The sequence below is a fragment of the Pseudalkalibacillus hwajinpoensis genome, assembly GCF_039851965.1.
GTDB lineage: Bacteria > Bacillota > Bacilli > Bacillales > Guptibacillaceae > Guptibacillus > Guptibacillus hwajinpoensis_E.
The window spans coordinates 4,030,693-4,054,353 of record NZ_CP156674.1; the positions used below are offsets into that span (position 1 = coordinate 4,030,693).

Below are 23,661 nucleotides of genomic sequence, written 5' to 3' on the forward strand. Positions count from 1 at the left end.
TCCTTTTTTATTATGCAGATAAAAGTTCATTTAGTTTGTTAAATGTTTCTACTCTATGTCTTCTTACTTCTTTAAAGGCTATTTCTAATTTATTCTTATTCCAATTACAGGTTTTAAATATGATAATCATTACTTTTAATTTGCCTCTAAAATTTCCAACAAGTGTGTTTTTGAGTTTCAATTGGGTTATTATTTTTTGATAATATACAGAAATTTGTAACAAAAATAGAAGTGGGAGATGAAAGAATACTAGTAGACCAAGAAACATTTTTTTCCAAAAAATCAGTTGATATACATCATTAATGCTTTGAAAAAAATTCCTAAATGAAAAAAAGATAATAAGTAATCCTAGTATTGTTATGAAAAAATTGGAAAAAACCTTCAATATAAAGAATTCTTGATTATATTCACCTAATGCAACAAACAAAGTGAGAATTGTTGCAAGGAATACTATTAATAACTCCCAACCTAAATGGAAAGTATATTCACCTATTATATACATTGGGACAATACTAAATTTAATAATTTCTTTGATCATTTTGGAAAGTTCTACTTCATCATATTTAGTCAATACTAAAACTATCATAGGAATTATTGTAAAAATTAGCAGCTTTATATAGTCTTTTAATAAATCAAGTCCAGTTACAAGTCCAGTTTTATTAAGTAAAAATAAGAGTGCCCCTAAATATACCAATATGATTATGAATGCAAGATATTTAAATAAACTTAAGCTCATTTTAATTATCTTTAGGATGAATTTCCCTCTATTAATTTTTATTAATGTAATTAATCCAATTAGAATAAAGAAGAATGTCCAAATTATCATAGCCCATTCTCTAGTATTTAGTAGAATCTTAGTTTCCTCCAAACTATTAAGTTATAAAAAACATTAATGTATACTCTTTATTTTCTTTTGAAAGAATCTTTAGTGAATTCTTTAATTTTTTCTGTTCTTTCATCTGGTGGAAGATCAATATTATTTACTATTTCTTTAAATTCTATGGACATTTTATAAATATCTTCTGCTATTTCATTTGTTTCATCTTCAAATTTTTTATATTCAACCTTTAAGTCTGAGAGATAAACACTTATACCAATACCCATAAATACAGAGAAATTATTGATTGGTACTATTAAGTTTTCATTCTGAAATAACATATTAACTACTTTTAATTGGGGCAGGATAAATATTGCAAAAACAGCCAAACCATTGATAACAGATATAACCTTAACACTGTGTATTTCTATTAACCTAGACAATTTACCTAATGTTCTTGGATTTCTTTCAAGCCCTGTTGTGTCTACGCCTTCTCTTTTAAAAACTATCATGAGGTCTGATTGCTTTGTTTCCATTTTTCTTAGGTGTTGAATAATATTGTGATGAAAGGTTATATAATCAGTAACCATGAAAAGTACACCTGCAATAGCTAAACATGTAGGATATACTGTGTCTAAAATGAAATACTCTAAACCAAAAATTTCTAATAAATTCAAAATAGCTAAAGTCATAAATGAGTAACCCATGTATTTTGTTATTCTCATATTAAACTCCTTTATTATACAATAATGGTTTAAATCTCCTCTATAATAATACTTCAAAATTATGTAATTGTAATCTATAGATTAATAACTGCCCCTTTATTGGAGTTTATAATAGTGTATGTTGAAGGGGAATTTCAAAATAAAAACTCTCCCATTCATGAGAGAGTTGATTTATACTATCTTAAGAAGTCATTTGAACACCATTAATACTATTAGCACCTTCAAATAATATTCTTTCATCTCCAAGCTTAAAAGCATGATTTCTTGGCAATTGTAAAGCAGTATTTACTCTTTCAATAAACTCTAGTTTAGTTGAATCATCCATAGCAAAATCAACAATAATAATTTTAAGTGGTTTAGGATTTTCATTTTTTCTAGATTTTTTCAATCTGTCAATTATTGCCTTGTTTATGTGTTCATCTCTAAAGCTATAACCAACAATATACAATTCATCACACAATAGCTCATCTATAACCATAGCCTTTTTGAATTCCGTGTAGTAATAGTTGAAAGGATTTTGTTGAACTTTTAAACTTTTTCCACCACCTGTAACAATTGAAGGAATAACTCCATGTTCAAAAATATTGTCATATAAATTGTTATCTTTTAAAGCTTCTGTAGTAATCTTGAAAAGTCTTCCACTTTTGAGATCTTTAAAGGAAGATAATGACCCATGCAGGTGATGTAACCTTACATTGTTTTCATAATTAACAGGATGGATTTGTTTGCTTCTGTCTGGATCAAAGTAATATTGCCAATCATTCTTGATTGCTGACCATTGTTTAGCTCTAAAATGAAAGTCTGCAAACTTCTCACTTTCATAATAAGTTAATAATATAGTTTCTAAAAGCAAATCAAAATTCAATGTGAATAAATCTATTTCATCAGAAGTATCAATTGTATCAACTAACCATTCAACAAAAGGTTGTAATTTATCAGTGATGTCTTTTTGTTTAACATTATTAATAATTAAATCAAGAATTGAGGATGTATATTCATGAATGATTGTCTTAATAGCTTCAATATGCTTCTCAATCTCAGTGTTTTCTAATTTGTAAGCATCCAAAAAGTTTGATCCTTTTTCACCATTTAAAAAATCATTGTAGTGAGCCAATGAATCATACACTTGTTCAATAGAGGAAATAGCTTCCTCAAAGTCTAGTTGTGAGTAATTTTCTTTCATGTGATGCTCAATAAAATCTCTATGTTCTTCATCTAACCTATCAAAGAATCTTTCAGTAATAGATTTCAAACTAAAATCAGGGTTTAGACCTACTGATAAACCATTACCTGTCAAAACTACCCTTTTCATAAAATCCCCTCCCTATGATAATTTTACCAGAAAAGGAGAGTTGATAAAAATCATTACCTGCCCCTGCCTTAATTGGTAGGGGTTTTTTGTTGAAATGGAAAATTACCATTCTTTCATACAGATCAATTTAAAGAGAGGTGTGTTAATGGATATTAAGTAGGTGACTGAAGAGGGTGAAGAGTTTTTCATAAGAGATTATGGAGATCAGGAAGCTAGAATTATGGATTAGAATAGCAGAACATATTGATAGTAGGGCAGTAGTAGTTCAACAAGTTAGGAGGAAGATAGTTTGATCTAAAAAGAAAAGAAGTTGGGGACTATGCCAGACTTTATAAAGGCAATTACTATTATATTAAGAAAAGGGATGCTGATTATCACTTACAGCAGGGAAATGTTGAGATTACAACTTATGGAAAGAAAATGAATTTAGGTAAGCACATGAATCTATAAGTCTTTTTTTGATTGAAATTTTATGATGGAAATTAATTTAATATCTTTTAACTTAAATGTAATAGATGTATAATTGGGGCAAGTTGTAAAAATAGGGGGGAAATGGTTGTTTAAAAAAATTACTATTGCAGGGGCAATGAGCACACTTTTAATTTTAGGTGCTTGTGGTGGAGCAAATGAAGAAGCAAGCACAAATAATCAAGGAACACAGGGGACTAACCAAGAGTCATCTACCAATCAAGAAACAAAAAAAGAGGAAGATAGCAAGCAAGATGATGATGGGAACACTGTACTTGAGAAAGTTGGGGAAATTGAAGAAAGTAATGGGACAACAGCAGAACTGTTAGCTCTCTTTGATGGAGAACAACCAGTTTTTGATGGAGATTTCTCAGTAACAATTAATACTGTTAAGATAATTAAAATAACAGAAGCAAGTGAAGAAGCAATCCAGTCAATTGAACTTAATGCTATGATGGACAGTGGAACATTAGAAACTCCATTCACATACTTACAGACAGAATATACAGTCCAGAATAACACTGGTAAGCCTATTATGTGGAATGAATTTGAGCAGACAGTAGTAGGCAAAAAACAAATTGACTCACTTATGACTGATTTCATGGTCACTGCTGAGGAACCTTCTGGGACTATTCTTTCAGATACAGAGTATAAAGGAACACAGGCAATAATGATTGATAACACAGATGTTGATTCAATCAGATACATGGCAGGAACAGTTTATGATGATGAATCATACACAGAACTAGAAAAAGGCAAAGAGGTAACAGTTGAATTAGAAAGATAAGGGAGCCAATAGGCTCTCTTTATTTTTATAGTCTCACATAAAATGGTATCCTACTGATAGCTCAATATCTTATTAAAGAGTGCTAACAATGCAATTTGTATTGAAAGAGGTTGTTTTATTTTAAGGTTCTGAATTCCTTCAAAAGGACTTAAAATGCTTTTGGAGTTAATATTAATATTGTACCAAAGTCCTCCAATAAATTTCTACACATTATAAAAGGTAAGGTGAATCCATGTTATTATCTAAGCAATACCCACAAGGATCAGGAGTTTATATGATAAAAAATCTACTAAATGGCAGGTTTTACATAGGAGCATCTAACTGTGTTTATCAAAGAATATTAAATCATAAATCAGAATTAAATAGAGGCATTGGTACTAATAAAGCACTTCAGAAGGATTGGCAGGAATATGGTGTTGATGCATTTGCATTCATGACACTAGAAGTTTGTCCTAAAGGATTGATAAAGGAAAAAGAGGATGAGTGGTTAAGAAAAGCAAAAGTAGCTGAATCTGAATTGGCTTACAACAAGAGCTATAGAGCATACATTTATTAATTAAGTAATGGGGCAGGGGTAGTTTTAAATATTCATGACAAATACCAAATAGATGACAATAACTATCTGCCCTGCTTTATTGTGGTATTAGCCCAAAAAAAGAGACTGATCTCAAAAGAGTCAGTCACAAGAAAATTGCCAAATAATGACAATATTAATTATATTATAAAAGTTGTATAAAGCAATCTATTTTATTGTAATTTTTTTAACATGAGATATTGAAAAACACTCATTCAATGTTTTAACCTGTTCTTTAGTTAAAATGATGTTTTCACCAGCATTAAACAAGGTTTGTCCTTTTGCAACAGCTTCAGTAAACTGTTTTCCAGCAGTCTGATCTAATACTTCATCTGTTTTGAGATAAATTCTCTTAGTAGCTTTTGCTTCAAATTTCTCTTGTGTCATTAATAATCACTCCTTTTATACTTCTCTGTAAAAGCCTTTTCCATAATCCTTAAACTTATGTTCATTCTCTTTAAATACTGATTCTGCTAGTTTCTCAGCTTCTTCCTCATACTTTGCCTGATCTTTTCTTTCTTCATCTATAGCCTTATCAACTTCTTCCTCATCTGCATCCACAAAAGAGGCAATAGCATCCTTATTTACATATGTTCCACCTACAAAGAGGTATTTGTCACTGTTAGCAGTAACATGCTCTCTAAGTGGCCTGTAATTGAACTCTAAAGCATCCACTTCAATAGTTTTGCCATTAAAGAGGGTTACTCTTGCATTTCTATTAGGTTTACTTTCTTTCAAGCTGCTTACCTTTGCACCATAGAATTCAGTGTATTTATTAGTTTGTTTCTCTACTTCACTAGCCTTTCTTTCCTGCTTTTCTCTAAACCACTCAACTATTTTATCAGTGCTCATTCCAGCAATTTGTAAAAGCATTGCCTGTTCTTTATCAATTTTCACACCTTCAACTACTATTTCCTTGCTCATCTTTTGTCTCATCTCCTATAAGGTATTTACCTTCTCTTGTATTCTGGGGCAGAAGGGGTTGGACTACTCCATGCCACAAAAAAAGGGCACACATAGAGTCAGCTAATATTATGCTGAAACATATGTATACCTTTTATGCTGATCTATATGAACCTTATAAAGAGTTAGTTATGTAAGGAGAGGCTTCTGAAGACCTCTCCCAATTCAGAAGATTCAAAGGAGTTGTGAATCTTTAGAGAAATAAAGAAGAACTACAAGCATCTATTTTTTTCTCTCATACTTATAGTTCCTCTCTGTAGGTGTATTTGCTACTTTTTTGACCAATTATCAAAATTTCTTTAAATTATTTATTTAACCTGCCCCAACTTGCCTTTAAGTGTATTAATGATAATTAGAGGACTGTTAGCAGTCCATTGTGAAGATACTTCTGAACAATGCTATTAATATCTTTTAGTAATTAACAATCTTTCCAAGTATTCAAGATTGGGCTAAAGCCCTTGAGTTAATTATTTAAGTGATTTCCCCATCTCCTTTTCAAAAAAATAGTAAAAAAAGTTTTTCCTCTTCCCTTGGGGAAGGTCTGCTCTTATAGTTCATGTTAGTAGGTGGGAATATATGTTCCTATAAATCCTCAATCCCTTGTGGCTCAAGGGGTTTGGCTGTTTTGGTGGTTTTTATCTATTATATTAAATCTTTATGACAATTTTAATTTCAGAAAAATTTGAGGTTGAGTTTACAATTTCAGTGTATCTCTTTGTTGAAGAAGGGTAGGAGGATTTTCTTTAATGAAGTAAAGTACCCTTTTACAGATATGAAAAATGATAGATATGTGATAGTGGTGCCAGTTTCATATTTTTGGAATATTTAGAAGGGACAGCCCTTATAGACCCCCCACTAATCAATGTAAGTAAATACTTAAAAACATACATTCATTTCATTGATAAGACTATGTTTGTAAGAATGAAGATGATAAATTCAAGCTAGTTAAAAAAACATACATTCAAAACATTGATATGACTGACTTGAAAGGAAGATAACTAATGACTACTAAGAATCAAGTTAAAGATGTGCAACCTATCAGAAGTAAGGAACAGATTGAGGATATGAAATGGTCTTTAAAGAAATGGTGTGGTGAAAGAGACTACATATTATTTCTCATTGGAATTAACACAGGATTAAGAGTAGGGGATTTATTGAGATTGAAAGTTAGTGATGTAAGAGGGAAAAGGAAGCTAGTTTTACATGAAGGAAAAACAAAGAAACCAAGGACAATCAACCTTGCAAACATCTATGATGAAATACAGTCATATATCAATCAGATTGACTCTGAGTGGCTTTTTCCATCTAGGAAAGGGTTAAGCCCTATATCCACTACACAGGCATACAGACAGCTTAACAAGGCTTCTCACATGGTAGATATTGATGAGGGGATAGGTACACATACTATGAGGAAGACATTTGGTTACTGGTTTTATAAACAAACAATGGATGTAGCAAAATTGCAATTAATCTTAAATCACTCACATCCTGACATAACCTTAAAATACATTGGAATCACTGAAGAAGAGATTGAGAGATCATTAGAAAGTTTCAGTCTTTAGTAGTTTCCACTCCATTTCAGCCCCAAGGGTTAAGCATTAAGTACCTTTTTAACCTGCCCCAATACTTCTTTAAGAGATTCTAACAAGAAAGGGATACTTCCCTTTCCCCTCTTCCAGAGGGGGTGTGTTACCACACCTAGTAATGTAATAACTACTAACTAATACAATACCCTATACAAAATTTCCTTTCAGTCATTTTTCTTTTTAACTTATAGTTCATCTCTGTATGGCATTTTGGGCACTTTTTGTGTTGTTAAATTCAGGGGATTCCAATTTGTAATCAGTATTATACATATATTTCAGTTATTTTCTTATGCATTAAATTGATCAGCATTACACTAGTGTTTATTTGCTAATGGAGGTAACAAACAAGAAAGTGTACTTTATGGTTTTATAGAAAGGTAGTGAGAGTAAATTGGGTTATAACAAGTAAAATACAGTTACTCTAAAATCATTACTTCCATGAGGTTTGTTTCTAAATAAATCCAAATATGGGTAGAGGGGGCAGGTTTGAGTGTCTAATATCATACTCAAATAGCCTATAAACCCCAAAAAAAGTTCTGCCAATTTTAACCATTATTATACAAACTCTTATAAATTATTATTTTAAATAATAATCAATTAATATATCAACACTTGATACATCAGTAATTTACATTATTAACCATTTATAGTGAGTGTCAATTTTCAGGGTTTTTGTTTGATAGATAGTGTCAGTGACAGGCTTTTGCCCTGTATGTCATACTTAAATTAAGCAAAAAAACAGCATTGCTGATGGGTGGTAAGTAGCAGGAAGTCAATAAAGATTTGTACAAAAACTTCATTTGATAATGATCAAAGCACACAATAATAGGAGGTGTAAAGAAAAGATGAGCAGAGAAGAGCAGAGTAGAGATGTGAAAGTGGTGGTTAATGGAAAACCAAACTTAGAAAAACTGGCATTAGCACTAAATGAGATTTTCACAAAAATTGATGTTGAAAAAGAGGACAACAGATTAAAGCAAGCAGGGTAAGCTAGACTACCTTGCTTTTTTCTATAGTTAATGGTGTAATAAAAAACATGACAAACATATTGTGTTGTAACTATTGAGGTTATAAGAAGGGGTGTAAATATTGATTGCTGAGGAATACCAGAAAAGGATTGCTGAAGGTGGAGTATTAATCTATCTTAGAAAATCAAGACAAGATACAGAAGATGCTTTGGCAAATCATAGGATGATTCTTGAGGGCTTATGTAAGAAGCATGGATGGTCATATGTTATTAAAGAAGAAATAGGGTCAAGTGATAGTATTGAGCACAGAAAAGAATTTAATGAGATTCTTAATGAGGATATACCTAGCAACAATTATTCAGCTATTGTGGTTTATGATCAGGATAGGTTAAGCAGGAATACTGTGGACATAGAAAGGATTAAAGAAAAGCTTACTTTTCATGATGTACTTCTTGTTGATAAGGATGAAAATGTAACTGATTTTGATAATGATACAGATGTAATGGTAAGTGATTGGAAGTCATTTATGGGAACCCAAGAATTTAAGATTATTAAAAGGAGATTGAAAGAAGGGAAAAAGGCTGGTGCCCTAAAAGGTAACTGGGTTAATGGAAAAGCTCCTTATGGCTATGTGTATTCTTATAAATCAAAGAAGCTTGAACCAGATACAGAAGGAAACCCCTCACCTTCAGAAGTTATTAAATCAATATTCCATGATGCCTATGAGGGAGTTAGTACTTCTGATATTGCTTTTAAACTAAATAGAAAGGGTATTCTAAGTCCTAGTGGTATTCATTGGAACAATACAACTATTAACAGGATGCTAAAACAAGGGATTTATCTTGGGAAGACTATATATGGAAAATCTAGTGGATCTGGTCATAAGAATAAAAAAACTACCCCTTTGAAAGTAAAGGAGAAAAGTGAGTGGATTGTTGTTAATAATGCTCATGAACCATTAGTAGCACAGGAAATCTTTGATAATGTACAAGACCAATTGAATAGAAGAAATAAGGTTATTGCCACTAGGAAATCTAAAGTTTCTTCATTATCAGGACTTATAAGATGTAGTTCCTGTGGTGCTGGTCTTTATATTCAAAGAAAAGATAGTGGTAGTAATATTATCAAAAGTTGCTGGAGAAAAGACCCTTTTGGAAACAAGTGTGGTAACAAAGGAATGGCTGAAACAAAAGTTATTGATGCTATCCTTACTGAAATTAAAAAGTATAGAGATGATGTAGCAGAAATTTTAGATAAGGGGCAGGGGGAGAATAACCATAGAACCACATTGCTAAAGGACATTGATTCCTTAGAAAAAGAATTGAAGGGTATTAGTTCAAAGTTTGAAAGAATTGCAGACCTTCTAGAGGATGAAGTTTATACAAAGGAAGTGTATTTAATAAGGAAGGATAAGCTTATCCAAAAACAGAAGGATGTAGAGAATGATCTAATAATAAAACAAAATCAATTGAAGAAACAGGATGCTGTAGAAGATAAAGATAAGTTAGCATTACTGGACATGTTATTAACTAACTTTGATAAGATAGTTGAGGAGAAGGATATTAACAAACTTTTCAAGTCAATAATAAGTCATGTTGATCTTAAGAAAGAAAGCACAAATGATAAAGGGAAAGTCACAGTGAATTTCTCCTAAGTCAAAATGAAAGAAACTTGCAATACTAAAATCTAACTGGAAAGAAGGTGATGCCACCATGTCTAAAGAGAAGTTCACTAACAGATTGGCTAAAGAAAAGAGTCCATACCTGTTACAACACTCTGAGAACCCTGTAGATTGGTTCCCCTGGGGAGAAGAAGCTTTTGCTAAAGCAAAGGATGAAAACAAGCCAGTATTCCTTTCTATAGGGTACTCCTGACAAGGTGTAATAATTCACTTGTCATTGGTGTCATGTCATGGAAAGAGAAAGCTTTGAAGATAAGGAAACAGCACAACTACTCAACGACCGATTCGTAGCAATTAAAGTAGACCGAGAAGAGCGACCTGATATAGATTCAATATATATGAAGGTGTGCCAGGGGTTAACAGGGCAGGGTGGCTGGCCGTTAAATGTTTTTTTAACACCTGAACAAAAGCCTTTTTATGCGGGGACGTATTTTCCAAAAGAGAGTCGTTATAATATACCTGGGTTTAAAGACGCGATACTGCAACTATATCAGCAGTATAAAGAAAACCCTGAGCGGATTACAGGTATTGGCGATAAAATCACGGCCTCTCTCCAGGAGCGTATGAAAGCAGAAGGGGGAGAACTAGGGGAAGAACCGCTGCATAAAGCCTTCCAGCAGATGCAAAATACATTTGATACGATTTATGGTGGATTTGGACAGTCGCCGAAGTTCCCATCTCCTCATATGCTGATGTATTTGCTTCGTTATTACCGGACGTATGAGAATGACCTTGCATTAACAATGGTTACGAGAACGCTTGACGGAATGGCAAACGGAGGCATTTATGACCATGTTGGCTTTGGTTTTGCGCGTTACTCGGTTGATCAGGTATGGCTCGTTCCTCACTTTGAGAAGATGTTATATGATAATGCTATGCTCATTATGACCTATACAGAAGCTTATCAGGTAACTGGCAATGAGCGGTATAAGAAAGTGGCCAGTGACGTTCTTGAATACGTGAAGCGAGACATGACTGGTCCTGAAGGCGGTTTTTATTCAGCTGAGGATGCCGATTCTGAAGGTATTGAAGGAAAGTATTACATTTGGTCGGAGCAAGAAGTACTGGATCTTCTTGGAGAAGAACTAGGGAATATTTACAATCGTACGTTCGACATCACGAATAAAGGGAACTTTGAAGGAAAAAACATACCAAACTTGATCCATACAAATATGGAAAAGGTCGCTAAAGAGTTTAATATAACACCAGAAGAACTTAATCAGCGTCTTGAATGTGCAAGGCAGAAGCTATTTAAAGCACGTGAAAAACGAATTCATCCTTATAAGGATGATAAAATTTTAACGAGCTGGAACATGCTGATGATTGCAGCATTCGCCAAGGCAGGAAAAGTTTTTGGAGTAGATGCCTATATTGATGCTGCTAAGCACTCGTATGCCTTTGTTGAAGAGAATCTGGTTGTTAACAATCGGTTAATGGCACGATACAGAGACGGCGAGGTAAAGTTTAAAGCGTATCATGACGATTACGCGTATGGATTATGGGCGTTAAATGAATTATATGAAGCAACGGATAATCCGGATTTTCTATTGAAAGCCAAAAAGCTTGCAGATGATATGCATCATTTATTCTGGGACGTGGCGAGCGGTGGGTTTTTCCTTTATGGCCATGATGCAGATAAGCTTATTGCACGTCCGAAAGATGTTGGTGATGGTGCGCTACCTTCAGGTAATAGTGTTGCGGCCTTGCAGCTCCTGAGACTTTCTAAAATGACAGGAAAAACATCGTATGAAGAGTGGGTGAGCCGGATGTTTACCGCCTTCTCAGGTGATGCTTCCTCTTATGCAAGTGGACATGCCTACTTCTTAATGAGTAAGCTCTTTACTGTTTCAGCTCCAAAAGAAATTGTAGTGATCGGAGATGAAACTGATGAAGCGAGGGAGAAGATAAAACTTTATTTACAACGTTCCTTCTTACCTGAGCTAACGGTTATTACAACAGATGATCCAGCAACTCTTAACGAAGTTGCCCCCTTTGCAGCCGTCTTTGAAAAGTCGGAAGAAACGACTGTATATGTGTGTGAAAACTTTAGCTGTAGCATGCCCACGACAGATGTTGAGCAGGTCATTAAGCAGTTATAAGATGTGAAGCTACCGGGAAAACCCGGTAGCTTTTTATTGAAGAGAGGTGAATAAGTGACTGATATTCTAGAAATCTTGAATGATATTGAAGTACAGAGCAATGTAAAGGTCTTATATGCATGCGAAGCAGGGAGCAGGGCATTTGGGTATGAAACGGAGGAAAGTGATCATGACGTTCGCTTTATTTATGTTCATCCTCGAGATTGGTATTTAACTGTTTTTCCCCGAGGTGATGTACTGGAGGTAAAAGATGGAAATATTGAGGTTCATGGATGGGATCTTCAAAAGACGCTACAGCTGTTAGCAAAATCAAACCCATCTCTTCTTGAATGGCTAGCATCACCCATCATTTATAAAGAAGAAAATATAAAGGAAATAAGGGATCTAGGAAACCGGTACTTTTCGTTAAAAGCGCTGTTATTTCATTATGTGAAAATGGGACAAACCAACTTGAGAGAGTATAAGAAATATTCGAATCAGAAGTTTCTTATTTATGCTCTCAAATCCATTTTAATTGGAAAATGGGTTGTTCAGACTAATTCAATGCCGGCTCACTCACTGAAAACAATGCTGCAATCTCTTGAAATAAATAATTTCCTAAGAGAGAACTGCGTTAAGCTCCTTTCGCGTGAAGTCATAAAGGATTCGACGCTTCTAGAAACGTTATTAGAAACTGAACTATTTCAATTAGAGAATACTGCCCATAACATACAGGTGAAATCAAGTGTGAATCACGATGAAATTGATGGAGTGTTTCGATCTATTCTCTCTAGATAGTGGAAAAGCTTGTCTTTCAAATCAAAACGGTATCCATTCGAACGCGTATTCGCTACAATAGAAGGAGACAATTTTTTGAGGTGATCGGATGGAAAGAAAGAAAAAGCTACCTCAACTGTTGGACATGTTTCAGCAGGAGGAACGGTATCGGCAGAATATCGTAACGTGGAAGACCATTGAACCGAAAGACGCAAAGACAGCTCCATTTCCAGACAGCTTACAGCCTGTACTTCAGGAAGCTCTTATGGAGCGTGGAATCAAGGAACTGTATACACACCAGGCTACCGCTTATCAAGAGGCGTCTCAGGGGAACAGTTTTGTTGCAGTAACTCCAACTGCTTCAGGGAAGACGCTTTGTTACAATCTTCCTGTCCTTGATACGATTTTGAAAGATCCGTCGAGTCGAGCGCTTTACCTATTTCCAACTAAAGCACTTGCGCAGGATCAAAAAAGTGAAATCAATGAGCTGATCGATGAGATGGAAGTTGATTTGAAAGGGTACACCTATGATGGGGATACTTCTCCGACGATTCGACAAATTGTACGAAAAGCAGGGCATATTGTAATGACAAACCCTGATATGCTTCATTCTGCGATTTTACCTCACCATACAAAATGGGTGTCACTCTTCGAAAATTTAAAAGTGATTGTCATTGATGAGCTTCACACGTATCGAGGTGTATTTGGAAGTCACGTAGCAAACGTGATTAGAAGGCTAAAACGGATTTGTAAGTTTTACGGAAGCAATCCGATTTTTATTTGCACCTCAGCTACGATTGCGAATCCAAAAGAGCTTGCACAGGAGTTAACTGGTGAACCAATCACACTCATTAATAATAACGGAGCACCAACGGGGCGAAAGCATTTTGTTTTATACAATCCCCCTGTTGTGAATCAGGCGCTTAACATCAGGCGATCTGCAACGCTTGAAGCTCGTAATATTGCAGTGGAATTGCTTCGAAATAACATTCAAACGATTGTGTTCGCGCGGAGCCGTGTTCGTGTGGAAATCCTGCTTACTTATTTACAACAGCTTGAACAGCGGGAGCTTGGACCAAGGTCGATCATGGGCTATCGTGGCGGCTATCTTCCTAAGCAGAGGAGAGAAATCGAACAGGGACTTCGTAATGGGAAAATTAAAGGTGTTGTAAGTACAAATGCGCTTGAGCTGGGTGTTGATATTGGTCAGCTGCAGGCCTGTGTTTTAACAGGCTATCCTGGAACAATCGCAAGCACGTGGCAGCAGGCTGGTCGTGCAGGCCGTCGTCAGGACGAATCTGTTGTGTTTGTAGTTGCGAGTTCAAGTCCTCTTGATCAGTATATGATTACACACCCCGATTACTTTTTTGAACGAAATCCAGAAGAAGCCCGCGTGAACCCTAATAATTTGATCATTCTTGTTGATCATGTGAAATGTGCTGCATATGAGCTGCCTTTTAAACAGGGGGACACATTCGGCGGGGAAGATGTAGAGGATGTTCTTGAATTTCTAACGGAAGAACAATTGCTTCATCGCCGTGCGGATAGATGGTTCTGGATGAACGATGCTTTTCCGGCGCATAACGTAAGTCTTCGTTCAGCTTCACAAGAAAATGTAGTAATTATTGACCATACAACTGCTTCGAATGTAAAAGTGATTGGTGAAATGGATCGGTTCAGTGCGATGACGCTTCTTCATGAGGAAGCGATTTATCTTCATCAAGGTGTCCAATATCAGGTTGAGCTGCTTGATTATGAAGAGAAGAAAGCATGGGTTCGTGAAGTGGACGTTGATTACTACACGGATGCAAATCTTGCTGTACAGCTCAAGGTCCTTGAAGAAGACAAGCATAAACCTCTTTCGCATACAACGGCAACATATGGTGAGGTTATGGTGAATGCTATGGCAACCATTTTTAAAAAGATTAAATTTGAAACACATGAGAATATCGGTTCAGGACCTATACATTTACCAGAAGAAGAGCTGCATACGAATGCGTGCTGGTTTGATTTCCCGGAAAGTTTTGTACAAACAATGGGGGAAAACCGTCTTGAAGAAGGGTTACTCGGACTTGGTAACGTGCTTCGTAATGTTGCTCCTCTTTTTGTGATGTGTGATGTATCTGACCTACACGTGACACCTCAAATTAAGGCGGTCCATTCCAATCAACCAACAATCTTCTTTTATGATCGTTATCCTGGTGGAATAGGTCTTTCTGAGCGTGTGTACCAGGAGCTTGGGGTTATTTTAAAAGAAGCAGAATCAATCGTAGTCGAATGCGAATGTGAAGGCGGTTGTCCATCCTGTGTTGGCGTTTCAGGAGAGACTGGAGAGAACAGCAAAGAAACTGCGAGATACTTACTCGAATACTTAAGAGGTGAGCATTCTCATGTCACTTAAAGCTAAGTTGAATCGGATGAAAAAGCATATGAACCTGAATGAAGGGGAAGAATTTACTCCAAAAATCGAGCAGTCTATTCATTCTGTTCCACATCTACAAAAATGGCGCGACCTTGATACGAGCCCGTTTTTCTTCGATGGTGAGTATGCACTTGTGCGAAATAAACACTATCCAACCACGTACCAGCATGGGAAGTATGTGTTTCAAGAGTTAGAAGGAGTTGTCGAACGATGGAATAGCTTTCATCGAAGTCACCCCCTATCTTCGAGACATCTTAATCCATCTGACTTACTGTTCTTTGATACAGAAACAACCGGTCTCGGTGGAGGGGTTGGGAACACGATATTTCTACTTGGTTATAGCAAATACACCGAAAAGGGAATGTATGTAAATCAATACTTTCTCCCGGGTCCAGGTGCTGAAGTCCCGATGTATCAGGCCTTTCTTGAAGATGTGAAGGAATTAAAGAATTTAGTGACGTATAACGGAAAAGCTTTTGACTGGCCTCAGGTAAGAACTCGACATACACTTATTCGTGAACAGGTTCCAAAATTACCGCAATTCGGGCATTTTGATCTTCTTCACGGAGCGAGACGATTCTGGAAAAATGAGATGGAATCTGTTAGACTCTCGATCGTAGAAGAACAGCAACTTGGCTTTGAACGGAAAGAAGATATTCCAGGTTATTTAGCCCCAATGCTGTATTTTGAATTTGTTAAAGATCCTGACCCGGAATTAATTGCCGGTGTTCTAAAGCATAATGAAGAAGATATCCTCTCCTTAATTACGTTGTATATTCGAATGTCGCATCTTCTATTGGATCACGATGGAAAATCGTTAACTGCGGCAGAGCAATATCAGTCTGCCAGATGGTGGGAAGCAGTAGGAGAAGAAGAGCATGCAGCTTCTTTATATGAGCAGACAAGCGGTCGGCATGAGCATGACGCAAGGAAAGCTCTCGCTCGCATTTATAAAAAGCAGGGAACAATAGAAAGAGCACTGCCCATCTGGTTCAAGCTTTCTGAGTCAACCACAGATGAAGAGTGTGATATTGAGCTTGCAAAGTACTACGAGCACAAGGTGAAAGACTATGAAAAAGCTCTTTATTATGCGCTGTCAGGATACCAGAAATGGAAGGCGAAGAAGCGTATTCTAAAGAATAAAGAAGAAAATGAACGTATGCAGTATATGAAACGGATTGTACGTCTGGAACAAAAAGAAGCCCGCTTACGGTAGGAGGTTATCATGCAGGATTTCTATGATGTATTGAAAAAGAAAGAACCATTCCATTCGCTAAGTGATGAAGAAATTGGAAATTTAATGGAATCTGCCCGTTTTTCGACCTACCAAAAAGGTGAATTTTTATATTATGAAGACGAAGGTGCAGATACGTTATATTTACTTGTTTCTGGGATAGCGAAGAACATTGTCCATAAGGCGAATGGGCAGCAGGCTACGATGCGGTTTTATTACCCTGGTGATTTAGTTGGTCTTATGATAATGCTAACAGATGAATCGATGACATTTTCTGTTCAAGCAAATGAAGATTGCCAGGTCATTCATATTAAGAAAGAAGTTATGTTGAAGATTATGACGGAAAATCCGAGTTTTTCTCACCATGTACTCGACACAATCGGAGAGCGGATGAGAAGTCTATATGATGAAATCAAGCAGGAGCGTGATCGGGAAGCGGATGGTGAAAACATCGCACTTTATCGAACAAGGGTCAGTTCAATTATGGATTCAATGGTAACGATTCCTCCCACCTTTACGGTCATGGAAACAGCCGAGCTCTTTCGTACGAAGAATTATGATGGAGTGATTGTTAGTGAAGACCGTGAGAGCGTGATGGGGACGGTTACTCCTCTTGAAATTATCAGTGCTTTGACGGGTGGAAAGCTGCAAGACCCTATTCATAAGTGGATGTATCATAAACCATTCTTAGTTGAAGAAGATGCTTTTAGCTATGAAGCACTTGCATATTTAAAATTCCATAAGGTATCCTTACTCCCTGTCGTAAAACGAGATCAGCTTGTTGGCATGGTTTCAGCTAAATCTTTTCTTGGTATACAAGAATCAGCCTATCTTGATCTTTCTTACAGGCTTTCAAGAGCCAAAGAACTGAATGAAATCATGAATTTATCACCACCGATTCATGAAGAATTCCGCTCATTTATTCAAGAATTACTGGATGCCAATACGCTCGGATACGAAATTTGTGAAATGATGTCCAACTACAATGATGAAATGCACCGACGTATTATTTTACTGGCAGAGAAAGAGATGATGCAGGAAGGATATGGACGTGCTCCTGTTAATTTCTGTTTCATTGTCATGGGCAGTGAAGGCAGGAAAGAGCAGGCTTTTAGTACTGACCAGGATAATGGTTTGATCATCGATGATTATGAACATTTAGAGCACAGAAAAGAGATAGACACCTTCTTCACAGTGCTTTCTGAGAAGATCAATGCCATGCTAACCACGTGTGGTTTACCAGAGTGCGAAGGTGGTATCATGGCAAAGAACTCCAAATGGAGAAGATCTTTATCGAACTGGCAGACAGAAGTAAATCGCTGGATCACGGAAACCGATGCTGAAGAAATACGTAATTTCACGATTTTTATGGACTTTCGGCCTGTTTACGGAGATTTTGATCTTGCCCGTACTTTACGAAGTAGAATCACAGAGCGAATAAGAAAAGCACATACCCTTCAGATGCTTTTAATGAAAGATACCATCCGTTTCCGTGTTCCATTGAATCCTATTGGGAAATTACAATTACGAGGTAAAGAGAAAACGCTCGACTTGAAGAAAGCGGCCATCATGCAGATTGTTAATGGCATACGGATCTTTGCGATGAAGTATGGTGTTGAAGAAGTGAATACAATTAAACGACTTCACGAATTAAAGCGCAAAGAGATATTCCATCATCGTGATGTTATTAATATTGAGACATCTCTTCACTATTTATATACGTTCAGGGTCAGACAGAATTTGCATCAGCTTAATAATGGTTTAGAGATGTCAAATCTCGTCAGACCTATTGAATGGGAAAAAGAAGAGAGAAGGAAAATGAGAGAAGCTCTACTCGTTGCAAAACGAATGCAGCAGGTTAGTGAATTGAGCTTCCGAAGAAATCGGAGTATTTAATAATGTCTTCGCTAGGATTTAAATTAATAAAATATTACCTATTTAATCGAATAAAGTGGAATAAGCGAATGAAATCCCAAAGATCACTTCATGTTTACGACAGATTATTTGAATCACTATGTTCTTACCACGAATCAAGTAGCCGCTATTTTACGGTATTTGATCTTGAAACAACCGGATTTTATCCGGTGCTTGGAGATGAGGTGATCTCCATCGGTGCTGTAAAAATTGATTTAATGGAAGGGCGTCTGCTAGAAGAATCATTCTATCGTATCGTGCGTCCCATTCATAAGGTGCCACGATTTGTAAGACAATTAACTGGGCTTTCTATTGGTGAAATACGCGCGGGGTGGACATTTCTTGAAGCATTCGAAGAGTTCATGGCTTTTAGTAAAGGAACCACGTTAATTGCGCACCCCGTTAAGTTCGATGTCTATTTCCTGCAAACACTCGTTCAAAAGTGTGGTCTACCAGATTATTTACCACCGTATCTTTGTTCAGAAGAACTTGCGAAAGACACACTACCTCAAATGAATCCTCAGCTCGACACGCTGATTCGTAAGCTGAATATCGAGCGGTATGAGCGCCACCATGCACTAAATGATGCACGAATGACGGCAGAACTCTTCTTGAAGCTCTTTCAGGAATTAGATATTAAAAACGGGTATGAACAGGAAATAAGAGATCGAATCGCACGGGATAATCTGGTATTTGGTAGGAAATAGCCTTATTTCAAGAAATTATTCCCCGGGCAAGCGCATAAAGGCCAACCATTCGACGATTTCTTTGATAAAAGTTGTTGAAACACCGTTTACAATTGTCGGCTCTTGTTGTAACTTTGAATAGTATATTGAAGTTTCTGTTATTTTTTATTAAGGAAGTCAGATTTAACGTAATGGAGAGATGGAAATTGAAGCAGGTTATTATGGTAATGTTTTTTATGGTAATTGCGTTAACAGTCGTTGTTATGAGTCAGATCAGTGAATCGGCTCAAATTTATGATGATTCTGAAGTAATTGTTAAAAAATAGGCGTCGTTTTTGGTTTGTAATTCAAAAATGAGGACGAATACACAGTACATGTACCATGTATCTAACATAGGCTAGTAGGGAAATCACCAATTTAAGAAGGGGGAACCTACACTATGTTTCAACGTCATCATCGCATGAGGCCGAATGCGAACATGCCAAATCAAGTCAGCCCGGCAATGCAGGGACCAAATGCGAATATGCCTATGCAAGTGAGTCCAGCAATGAAAGGCGGAATGCCCGGTCAGGTGAGTCCAGCCATGCAAGGGCCATGTCCAACAAGTCCTATTGTTCATCCTACTAAGTGCTGTGTGAAAAACCATTATTACAAGCACAATGTTGAACATGTTCACCCAACTCATATTAAGAATGTACACCATCACATGTATGAGCATAACCATGTATATCCATTAACAGAGTCCAATGAAGTATTAGCTTCACATATGGACAATTATCCACCACCGCGTCCAACAGGTGCGATGCCAGCCGGTTATGGACCGACAAGTCCGTCACAAGTAGCAGGTGCTATGCAAGGCCCTAAAGGTCCATCACAGGTAGCAGGTGCTATGCAGGGACCAAATGCTATGCCAGGTCAGGTTAGTCCTGCACAAAAACGTAGATAATATAGGTATATTGAAACGAACTGGACTTCCAGTTCGTTTTTACATAGGAGGTGTCAGTGTGGCGAATGTATTGCTTGTCACTGGATATAAAGCTCACGAACTCGGCATCTTTAATGATGATCATCCCGGTCTTCCGATCATTAAAGCAGCGCTTAGAATGAGAATGGCACAACTTATTGAAGAAAGGCAGTTTGAATGGATACTTATTAGTGGTCAAACAGGAGTTGAGCTCTGGGCAGGTGAGACGGCGCTTGATTTGCGGAATGAGTATCCAGAACTTAAATTAGCGGTGCTAACGCCTTTTCTTGAGCAGGAAAGTAAGTGGAAAGAACCGACACAGGAATATTATAATATGATTATGGCGGAAGCTGACTTTGTGGAATCGATTACTAGCAGGCCATATGAGAATCCCGGTCAGTTGAAAGCAAAGAACGAATTTCTTGTTCGAAAAAGTAACGCAATGCTCGTGTTATATGATGAAGATACGCCGGGATCCCCTGATTATTATCTGAAAGAGAGTGAGAACAGACAAAGAAATGATGCTGGTTACGAAGTTTTTACCATCACTCCTATTGATTTAGATCTCCTCGAGCAAGATTTACGTGAGAGTAATCCTGATTTTTATAGTCAATAGTATGATTTGGGTAGATTCCAATTGACAAGACGTAGCTCTTTTGGAAGAATAAAATAAAGAAGATAACTGCATACATACAGAGGTGATAAAATGGCAGAGCAACAACCGACTCAATTAACAGCGAAAGATATACTTGAAAAAGATTTTAAAAGCGGATTTCGCGGATATGATCAGGATGATGTCGATAAGTTTCTTGATGTGGTCATTAAAGATTACGAACGATTTGAGAACGATATTGAACAACTTCGTGAAGAAAATACGCGTCTGAGAAGAGAAATGGATCGCATGTCCGAGCAGCAAAAGCGCCAGCAGACGCGTTCTCAGACGCAACCAGGTAACACAAATTACGATATTCTTAAACGACTTTCGAATTTAGAGAAACACGTCTTTGGTAGCAAATTATACGAATAAATCAGCTTTAAGGGGTGATTTATTTCAGTTCAACTAATCATTTATGGGGGAGCGCTTCCTCTCCCCTATGATGATAGTTTCATTTTTTACCACTTGATAAATTTCACGCACCGTACTATACTATTATTTAGAACAAGCGAGACCATTAATCAAAGTCATCTTGCATAAATAGATGATATGAGATATAATTGCTTTTGCTGTCCTAATAACGATAACGTTCGGGTAATCGCTGGATCCTGCTAGATTAGCTGGATTTAGAGGAAAGTCCATGCTCGCACGATCTGAGATGATCGTAGTGTTCGTGCCTGATGAAACAATAAGTCAGGGTAGCTCAATTGAGCTAACGGCGGGGAAACGGCCTAAGTTCTATGAATATGGCCCGAATACTCTGAAAGTGCCACAGTGACGAAGTCTTAATGGAAACATTAAGAGTGGAACGAGGTAAACCCCACGAGCGAGAAACCCAAATTATGGTAGGGGAGCTCTCTTGAAGGAATTGAACGGAGAGAGAGCCAGGTGGCGAGGACGCACCTGGAGATAGATGATTACCACCTGAGTACGAGGGGAGATCCCGTTTGCAGTACAATGGAACAGAACATGGCTTACAGAACGTTATCATCTTGATGAAAAGCCCTTATGGGGCTTTTTTGCATGTATACAGGAATTCCTGTATGATAAAGTCGGAAATTAAAATTTACATACGTAATTATGAGCTTAAGAAGGATTGGGGTTTTAGAAGATGGCAAAGTATGAATTGATTGCAACGGCCACAATGGGGCTCGAATCATTGGTTGCTCGTGAAGTGAAGGATCTTGGTTTTGAAAACGTACGCGTTGAAAACGGGAAAGTCACTTATGAAAGTGACGAGCTTGGGATATGTCGCTCTAATTACTGGTTAAGAACAGCCGATCGTGTGAAGCTTAAGGTCGGGGAATTTAAGGTCACCACTTTTGATGAGCTTTTTGAAGCTACAAAAGCTCTTCCATGGGGAGATTTGCTTCCGATTAATGCTGAATTTCCGGTTAGTGGAAGATCTGTAAAGTCAACGTTATATAGCGTTCCAGATTGTCAGGCCATTGTGAAGAAAGCTATTGTTGAAAGCTTGAAAGAGAATTATAACGTGTCATGGTTTGATGAAGACGGACCACTTTTTAAAATTGAAGTAGCGATCCACAAGGATACAGCAATTCTAACGATTGATTCGAGTGGTAAAGGGTTGCATCGTAGAGGGTATCGTTACTTGCATAGTGCAGCACCGCTTAAGGAGACGATGGCAGCAGCAATGGTTATGCTAACAAATTGGAATGCTGATAAGCCATTTATCGATCCTTTCTGTGGCTCAGGTACACTTCCAATCGAAGCAGCGATGATCGGCCAGAATATCGCGCCAGGATTTAACCGCGAATTTGCTTCTGAAGATTGGGAGTGGATTGGTAAGAAACGCTGGGAAGAAGCGATGATTGAAACGGAAGATCTCGCGAATTACGATCAGCCACTTCATATTTTTGGAAGTGATCTGGATCCGAAAATGGTAGATCTCTCTAAAAACAATGCACTTGAAGCAGGTTTCGGGGATCTTATTCAATTTAAACAGATGCAGGTAACCGATGTGAGCTCAAGGTTAGAATACGGTACTCTGATCGGTAATCCTCCATATGGCGAACGCCTCGGAGAACGTGAAGAAGTTGAGGACATGTACCGTAAGATGGGGAAAGCGTTCCGTGAGCGTCTTGATACATGGTCTGTATACATTCTAACTTCTCATCCACGCTTCGAAGAGGTGTATGGTAAGAGAGCAACGAAGAACCGTAAGTTATATAATGGTGATATTAAAACACATTACTTCCAGTTCTTTGGGCCAAAACCACCAAAGAAAGATTAAGTCAAAGCGTATTCTATAACCCTTAGACATTAAATTAAAATGGTGGCTAAGGGTTTAACAGACAATCAGTATTTTCATTTGTGCACAAAAATAAACAGGAGCCCGGCTTCAGGGATCCTGTTTTGTTATACCTTCTCAACAAAATGTGTGCGTTTATCGCGGAAGATTTTTTTACCATCATCTGAAGAGTGTTCGAAAAAGCCTTCTACTTCATGGACAACTTTATATTCTCGATCAGGATCTGAAAAAAGCTGCGACGCATTACTCGAAAGCAATACGACGTTCGTGGTTGATACAAAACTGTCTATTTCTTTAGCAGTGTAATGTTCACCAGGTTTTAATGTGTTAATTTGATGTTGCTTCATCTTGAATTCCTCCTGTCACAAAATCAAATGTTCTATTTACTTCATCCCACTGTTAAAGACATCTAAACAGAAAAGCGTGTATATGGTATAAAAGGGTCAGAAATTTTGGGAGGTTCAATGCGAAGTAAAGTTAGCTTTATTATTGTTCTGTTAGCTATCGTCTTGTTTTGTATGAATCCAGAGCAAGAAGATTATAGCACCTGGATCGGAGAGCAACTGAATAAAGATCAAAATACGCTTATAGAAATAGGAGTAGACATTGCTGTGTTGCCTTATATTAAGGTAAATACTTCACGAACAGAAGGCTACCTTTTTTCTATTTACCGAACGATACTTTGGAATGGTAAGGAAGTAGTGTCAATTGGAATATTTAATCATTTCTACATAAAAAATGAAAATTTGAATAGGTTTGTAGACGAATGATTGGATTT

At 36.9% G+C, this 23,661-nt stretch carries 22 protein-coding genes, 1 other RNA gene and 1 pseudogene; 18 read left to right on the forward strand and 6 right to left on the reverse strand.

Annotated elements, in window-relative coordinates; genetic code table 11:
- Window positions 1-10: 10 nt before the first annotated feature.
- The 3 genes from ABFG93_RS20975 to ABFG93_RS20985 all read right to left on the reverse strand — a co-directional run bounded on the left by ABFG93_RS20975 (window position 11) and on the right by ABFG93_RS20985 (window position 2,854).
- On the reverse strand, window positions 11-826 hold the full coding sequence (locus tag ABFG93_RS20975; RefSeq protein ID WP_347549928.1) for a hypothetical protein: 816 nt from the start codon (window positions 824-826) through the stop codon (window positions 11-13).
- Between the two features lie 77 nt (window positions 827-903).
- The gene (locus tag ABFG93_RS20980; protein WP_347549929.1) at window positions 904-1,542 is read right to left on the reverse strand and encodes a hypothetical protein; all 639 of its coding nucleotides are present in this window, start codon (window positions 1,540-1,542) and stop codon (window positions 904-906) included.
- 181 nt (window positions 1,543-1,723) lie between these two features.
- Window positions 1,724-2,854 (reverse strand): SIR2 family protein, encoded by a 1,131-nt coding sequence (locus ABFG93_RS20985; RefSeq protein ID WP_347549930.1) that lies wholly within the window; start codon window positions 2,852-2,854, stop codon window positions 1,724-1,726.
- Between the two features lie 556 nt (window positions 2,855-3,410).
- Between ABFG93_RS20985 and ABFG93_RS20990 the strand changes: the two genes are divergently transcribed.
- Together ABFG93_RS20990 and ABFG93_RS20995 are read left to right on the forward strand one after the other, a co-directional pair.
- Entirely contained in the window at window positions 3,411-4,109 is a 699-nt protein-coding gene (locus tag ABFG93_RS20990) for a hypothetical protein (RefSeq protein ID WP_347549931.1), read from the forward strand.
- Window positions 4,110-4,383: 274 nt separating this feature from the next.
- Window positions 4,384-4,665, forward strand: coding sequence for a GIY-YIG nuclease family protein (locus ABFG93_RS20995; RefSeq protein WP_347549932.1), 282 nt, complete (start codon window positions 4,384-4,386; stop codon window positions 4,663-4,665).
- A gap of 186 nt (window positions 4,666-4,851) precedes the next feature.
- Here ABFG93_RS20995 and ABFG93_RS21000 read toward each other — a convergent pair whose 3' ends face one another.
- Together ABFG93_RS21000 and ABFG93_RS21005 are read right to left on the reverse strand one after the other, a co-directional pair.
- Window positions 4,852-5,070 carry a hypothetical protein gene (locus tag ABFG93_RS21000; protein WP_347549933.1) on the reverse strand — a complete coding sequence of 73 codons (219 nt, stop codon included), beginning with the start codon at window positions 5,068-5,070 and terminating at the stop codon, window positions 4,852-4,854.
- A gap of 15 nt (window positions 5,071-5,085) precedes the next feature.
- On the reverse strand, window positions 5,086-5,607 hold the full coding sequence (locus ABFG93_RS21005) for a hypothetical protein (RefSeq protein WP_347549934.1): 522 nt from the start codon (window positions 5,605-5,607) through the stop codon (window positions 5,086-5,088).
- Between the two features lie 1,040 nt (window positions 5,608-6,647).
- Here ABFG93_RS21005 and ABFG93_RS21010 point away from each other — a divergent pair.
- The 15 genes and pseudogenes from ABFG93_RS21010 to ABFG93_RS21080 all read left to right on the forward strand — a co-directional run bounded on the left by ABFG93_RS21010 (window position 6,648) and on the right by ABFG93_RS21080 (window position 22,865).
- Window positions 6,648-7,208 carry a site-specific integrase gene (locus ABFG93_RS21010; RefSeq protein ID WP_347549935.1) on the forward strand — a complete coding sequence of 187 codons (561 nt, stop codon included), beginning with the start codon at window positions 6,648-6,650 and terminating at the stop codon, window positions 7,206-7,208.
- A gap of 869 nt (window positions 7,209-8,077) precedes the next feature.
- Window positions 8,078-8,221 carry a hypothetical protein gene (locus ABFG93_RS21015; RefSeq protein WP_347549936.1) on the forward strand — a complete coding sequence of 48 codons (144 nt, stop codon included), beginning with the start codon at window positions 8,078-8,080 and terminating at the stop codon, window positions 8,219-8,221.
- Window positions 8,222-8,321: 100 nt separating this feature from the next.
- Window positions 8,322-9,854, forward strand: coding sequence for a recombinase family protein (locus tag ABFG93_RS21020; protein WP_347549937.1), 1,533 nt, complete (start codon window positions 8,322-8,324; stop codon window positions 9,852-9,854).
- A 58-nt stretch (window positions 9,855-9,912) separates the two neighbouring features.
- A pseudogene (locus tag ABFG93_RS21025) lies at window positions 9,913-10,071 on the forward strand (DUF255 domain-containing protein); the annotation flags it as partial.
- Between the two features lie 40 nt (window positions 10,072-10,111).
- Window positions 10,112-11,980, forward strand: a complete 1,869-nt coding sequence (locus ABFG93_RS21030; protein WP_347549938.1) for a thioredoxin domain-containing protein — start codon at window positions 10,112-10,114, stop codon at window positions 11,978-11,980.
- Between the two features lie 54 nt (window positions 11,981-12,034).
- Window positions 12,035-12,757, forward strand: a complete 723-nt coding sequence (locus ABFG93_RS21035) for a DNA polymerase beta superfamily protein (RefSeq protein WP_347549939.1) — start codon at window positions 12,035-12,037, stop codon at window positions 12,755-12,757.
- 88 nt (window positions 12,758-12,845) lie between these two features.
- A complete protein-coding gene (locus ABFG93_RS21040; protein ID WP_347549940.1) occupies window positions 12,846-15,137 on the forward strand; it encodes a DEAD/DEAH box helicase in 2,292 nt (763 codons plus the stop codon).
- On the forward strand, window positions 15,127-16,374 hold the full coding sequence (locus ABFG93_RS21045; RefSeq protein ID WP_347549941.1) for a ribonuclease H-like domain-containing protein: 1,248 nt from the start codon (window positions 15,127-15,129) through the stop codon (window positions 16,372-16,374). Before ABFG93_RS21040 ends, ABFG93_RS21045 begins: the two co-directional genes overlap by 11 nt.
- Before the next feature lie 9 nt (window positions 16,375-16,383).
- Window positions 16,384-18,288: a DUF294 nucleotidyltransferase-like domain-containing protein gene (locus tag ABFG93_RS21050; protein WP_347549942.1), complete on the forward strand. Its 1,905-nt coding sequence runs from the start codon at window positions 16,384-16,386 to the stop codon at window positions 18,286-18,288.
- A gap of 68 nt (window positions 18,289-18,356) precedes the next feature.
- Window positions 18,357-19,013, forward strand: a complete 657-nt coding sequence (locus ABFG93_RS21055) for a 3'-5' exonuclease (protein WP_347549943.1) — start codon at window positions 18,357-18,359, stop codon at window positions 19,011-19,013.
- Window positions 19,014-19,431: 418 nt separating this feature from the next.
- Entirely contained in the window at window positions 19,432-19,938 is a 507-nt protein-coding gene (locus ABFG93_RS21060; RefSeq protein WP_347549944.1) for a CotD family spore coat protein, read from the forward strand.
- Window positions 19,939-19,996: 58 nt separating this feature from the next.
- A complete protein-coding gene (locus tag ABFG93_RS21065; RefSeq protein ID WP_347549945.1) occupies window positions 19,997-20,572 on the forward strand; it encodes a DUF1273 domain-containing protein in 576 nt (191 codons plus the stop codon).
- 90 nt (window positions 20,573-20,662) lie between these two features.
- Window positions 20,663-20,983, forward strand: coding sequence for a cell division regulator GpsB (gene gpsB / locus ABFG93_RS21070; protein ID WP_347549946.1), 321 nt, complete (start codon window positions 20,663-20,665; stop codon window positions 20,981-20,983).
- Between the two features lie 214 nt (window positions 20,984-21,197).
- Window positions 21,198-21,593, forward strand: an RNA gene (gene rnpB, locus ABFG93_RS21075) — RNase P RNA component class B.
- Window positions 21,594-21,722: 129 nt separating this feature from the next.
- Window positions 21,723-22,865 carry a THUMP domain-containing class I SAM-dependent RNA methyltransferase gene (locus ABFG93_RS21080; protein WP_347549947.1) on the forward strand — a complete coding sequence of 381 codons (1,143 nt, stop codon included), beginning with the start codon at window positions 21,723-21,725 and terminating at the stop codon, window positions 22,863-22,865.
- A 125-nt stretch (window positions 22,866-22,990) separates the two neighbouring features.
- Here the strand turns inward: ABFG93_RS21080 and ABFG93_RS21085 are convergent, their stop codons facing one another.
- Window positions 22,991-23,230, reverse strand: a complete 240-nt coding sequence (locus tag ABFG93_RS21085; RefSeq protein WP_347549948.1) for a hypothetical protein — start codon at window positions 23,228-23,230, stop codon at window positions 22,991-22,993.
- Window positions 23,231-23,347: 117 nt separating this feature from the next.
- On the opposite strand from ABFG93_RS21085, the gene ABFG93_RS21090 reads away from it, so the two are divergent.
- Window positions 23,348-23,653 carry a hypothetical protein gene (locus ABFG93_RS21090; protein ID WP_347549949.1) on the forward strand — a complete coding sequence of 102 codons (306 nt, stop codon included), beginning with the start codon at window positions 23,348-23,350 and terminating at the stop codon, window positions 23,651-23,653.
- The last annotated feature ends 8 nt before the right edge of the window (window positions 23,654-23,661 follow it).

Bases quoted from the DNA above. Each gene is read 5' to 3' on its own strand.
- gpsB (WP_347549946.1), top strand. From the start codon at position 20,663: ATGGCAGAGCAACAACCGACTCAATTAACAGCGAAAGATATACTTGAA.
- ABFG93_RS21085 (WP_347549948.1), bottom strand. From the start codon at position 23,230: ATGAAGCAACATCAAATTAACACATTAAAACCTGGTGAACATTACACT.
- ABFG93_RS21090 (WP_347549949.1), top strand. From the start codon at position 23,348: ATGCGAAGTAAAGTTAGCTTTATTATTGTTCTGTTAGCTATCGTCTTG.
- ABFG93_RS21060 (WP_347549944.1), top strand. From the start codon at position 19,432: ATGTTTCAACGTCATCATCGCATGAGGCCGAATGCGAACATGCCAAAT.
- ABFG93_RS21005 (WP_347549934.1), bottom strand. From the start codon at position 5,607: ATGAGCAAGGAAATAGTAGTTGAAGGTGTGAAAATTGATAAAGAACAG.
- ABFG93_RS20985 (WP_347549930.1), bottom strand. From the start codon at position 2,854: ATGAAAAGGGTAGTTTTGACAGGTAATGGTTTATCAGTAGGTCTAAAC.
- ABFG93_RS21050 (WP_347549942.1), top strand. From the start codon at position 16,384: ATGCAGGATTTCTATGATGTATTGAAAAAGAAAGAACCATTCCATTCG.
- ABFG93_RS21055 (WP_347549943.1), top strand. From the start codon at position 18,357: ATGAAATCCCAAAGATCACTTCATGTTTACGACAGATTATTTGAATCA.
- ABFG93_RS20975 (WP_347549928.1), bottom strand. From the start codon at position 826: ATGATAATTTGGACATTCTTCTTTATTCTAATTGGATTAATTACATTA.
- ABFG93_RS21015 (WP_347549936.1), top strand. From the start codon at position 8,078: ATGAGCAGAGAAGAGCAGAGTAGAGATGTGAAAGTGGTGGTTAATGGA.
- ABFG93_RS21040 (WP_347549940.1), top strand. From the start codon at position 12,846: ATGGAAAGAAAGAAAAAGCTACCTCAACTGTTGGACATGTTTCAGCAG.
- ABFG93_RS21045 (WP_347549941.1), top strand. From the start codon at position 15,127: ATGTCACTTAAAGCTAAGTTGAATCGGATGAAAAAGCATATGAACCTG.
- ABFG93_RS20980 (WP_347549929.1), bottom strand. From the start codon at position 1,542: ATGAGAATAACAAAATACATGGGTTACTCATTTATGACTTTAGCTATT.
- ABFG93_RS21080 (WP_347549947.1), top strand. From the start codon at position 21,723: ATGGCAAAGTATGAATTGATTGCAACGGCCACAATGGGGCTCGAATCA.
- ABFG93_RS21030 (WP_347549938.1), top strand. From the start codon at position 10,112: ATGGAAAGAGAAAGCTTTGAAGATAAGGAAACAGCACAACTACTCAAC.
- ABFG93_RS20995 (WP_347549932.1), top strand. From the start codon at position 4,384: ATGATAAAAAATCTACTAAATGGCAGGTTTTACATAGGAGCATCTAAC.
- ABFG93_RS21000 (WP_347549933.1), bottom strand. From the start codon at position 5,070: ATGACACAAGAGAAATTTGAAGCAAAAGCTACTAAGAGAATTTATCTC.
- ABFG93_RS21010 (WP_347549935.1), top strand. From the start codon at position 6,648: ATGACTACTAAGAATCAAGTTAAAGATGTGCAACCTATCAGAAGTAAG.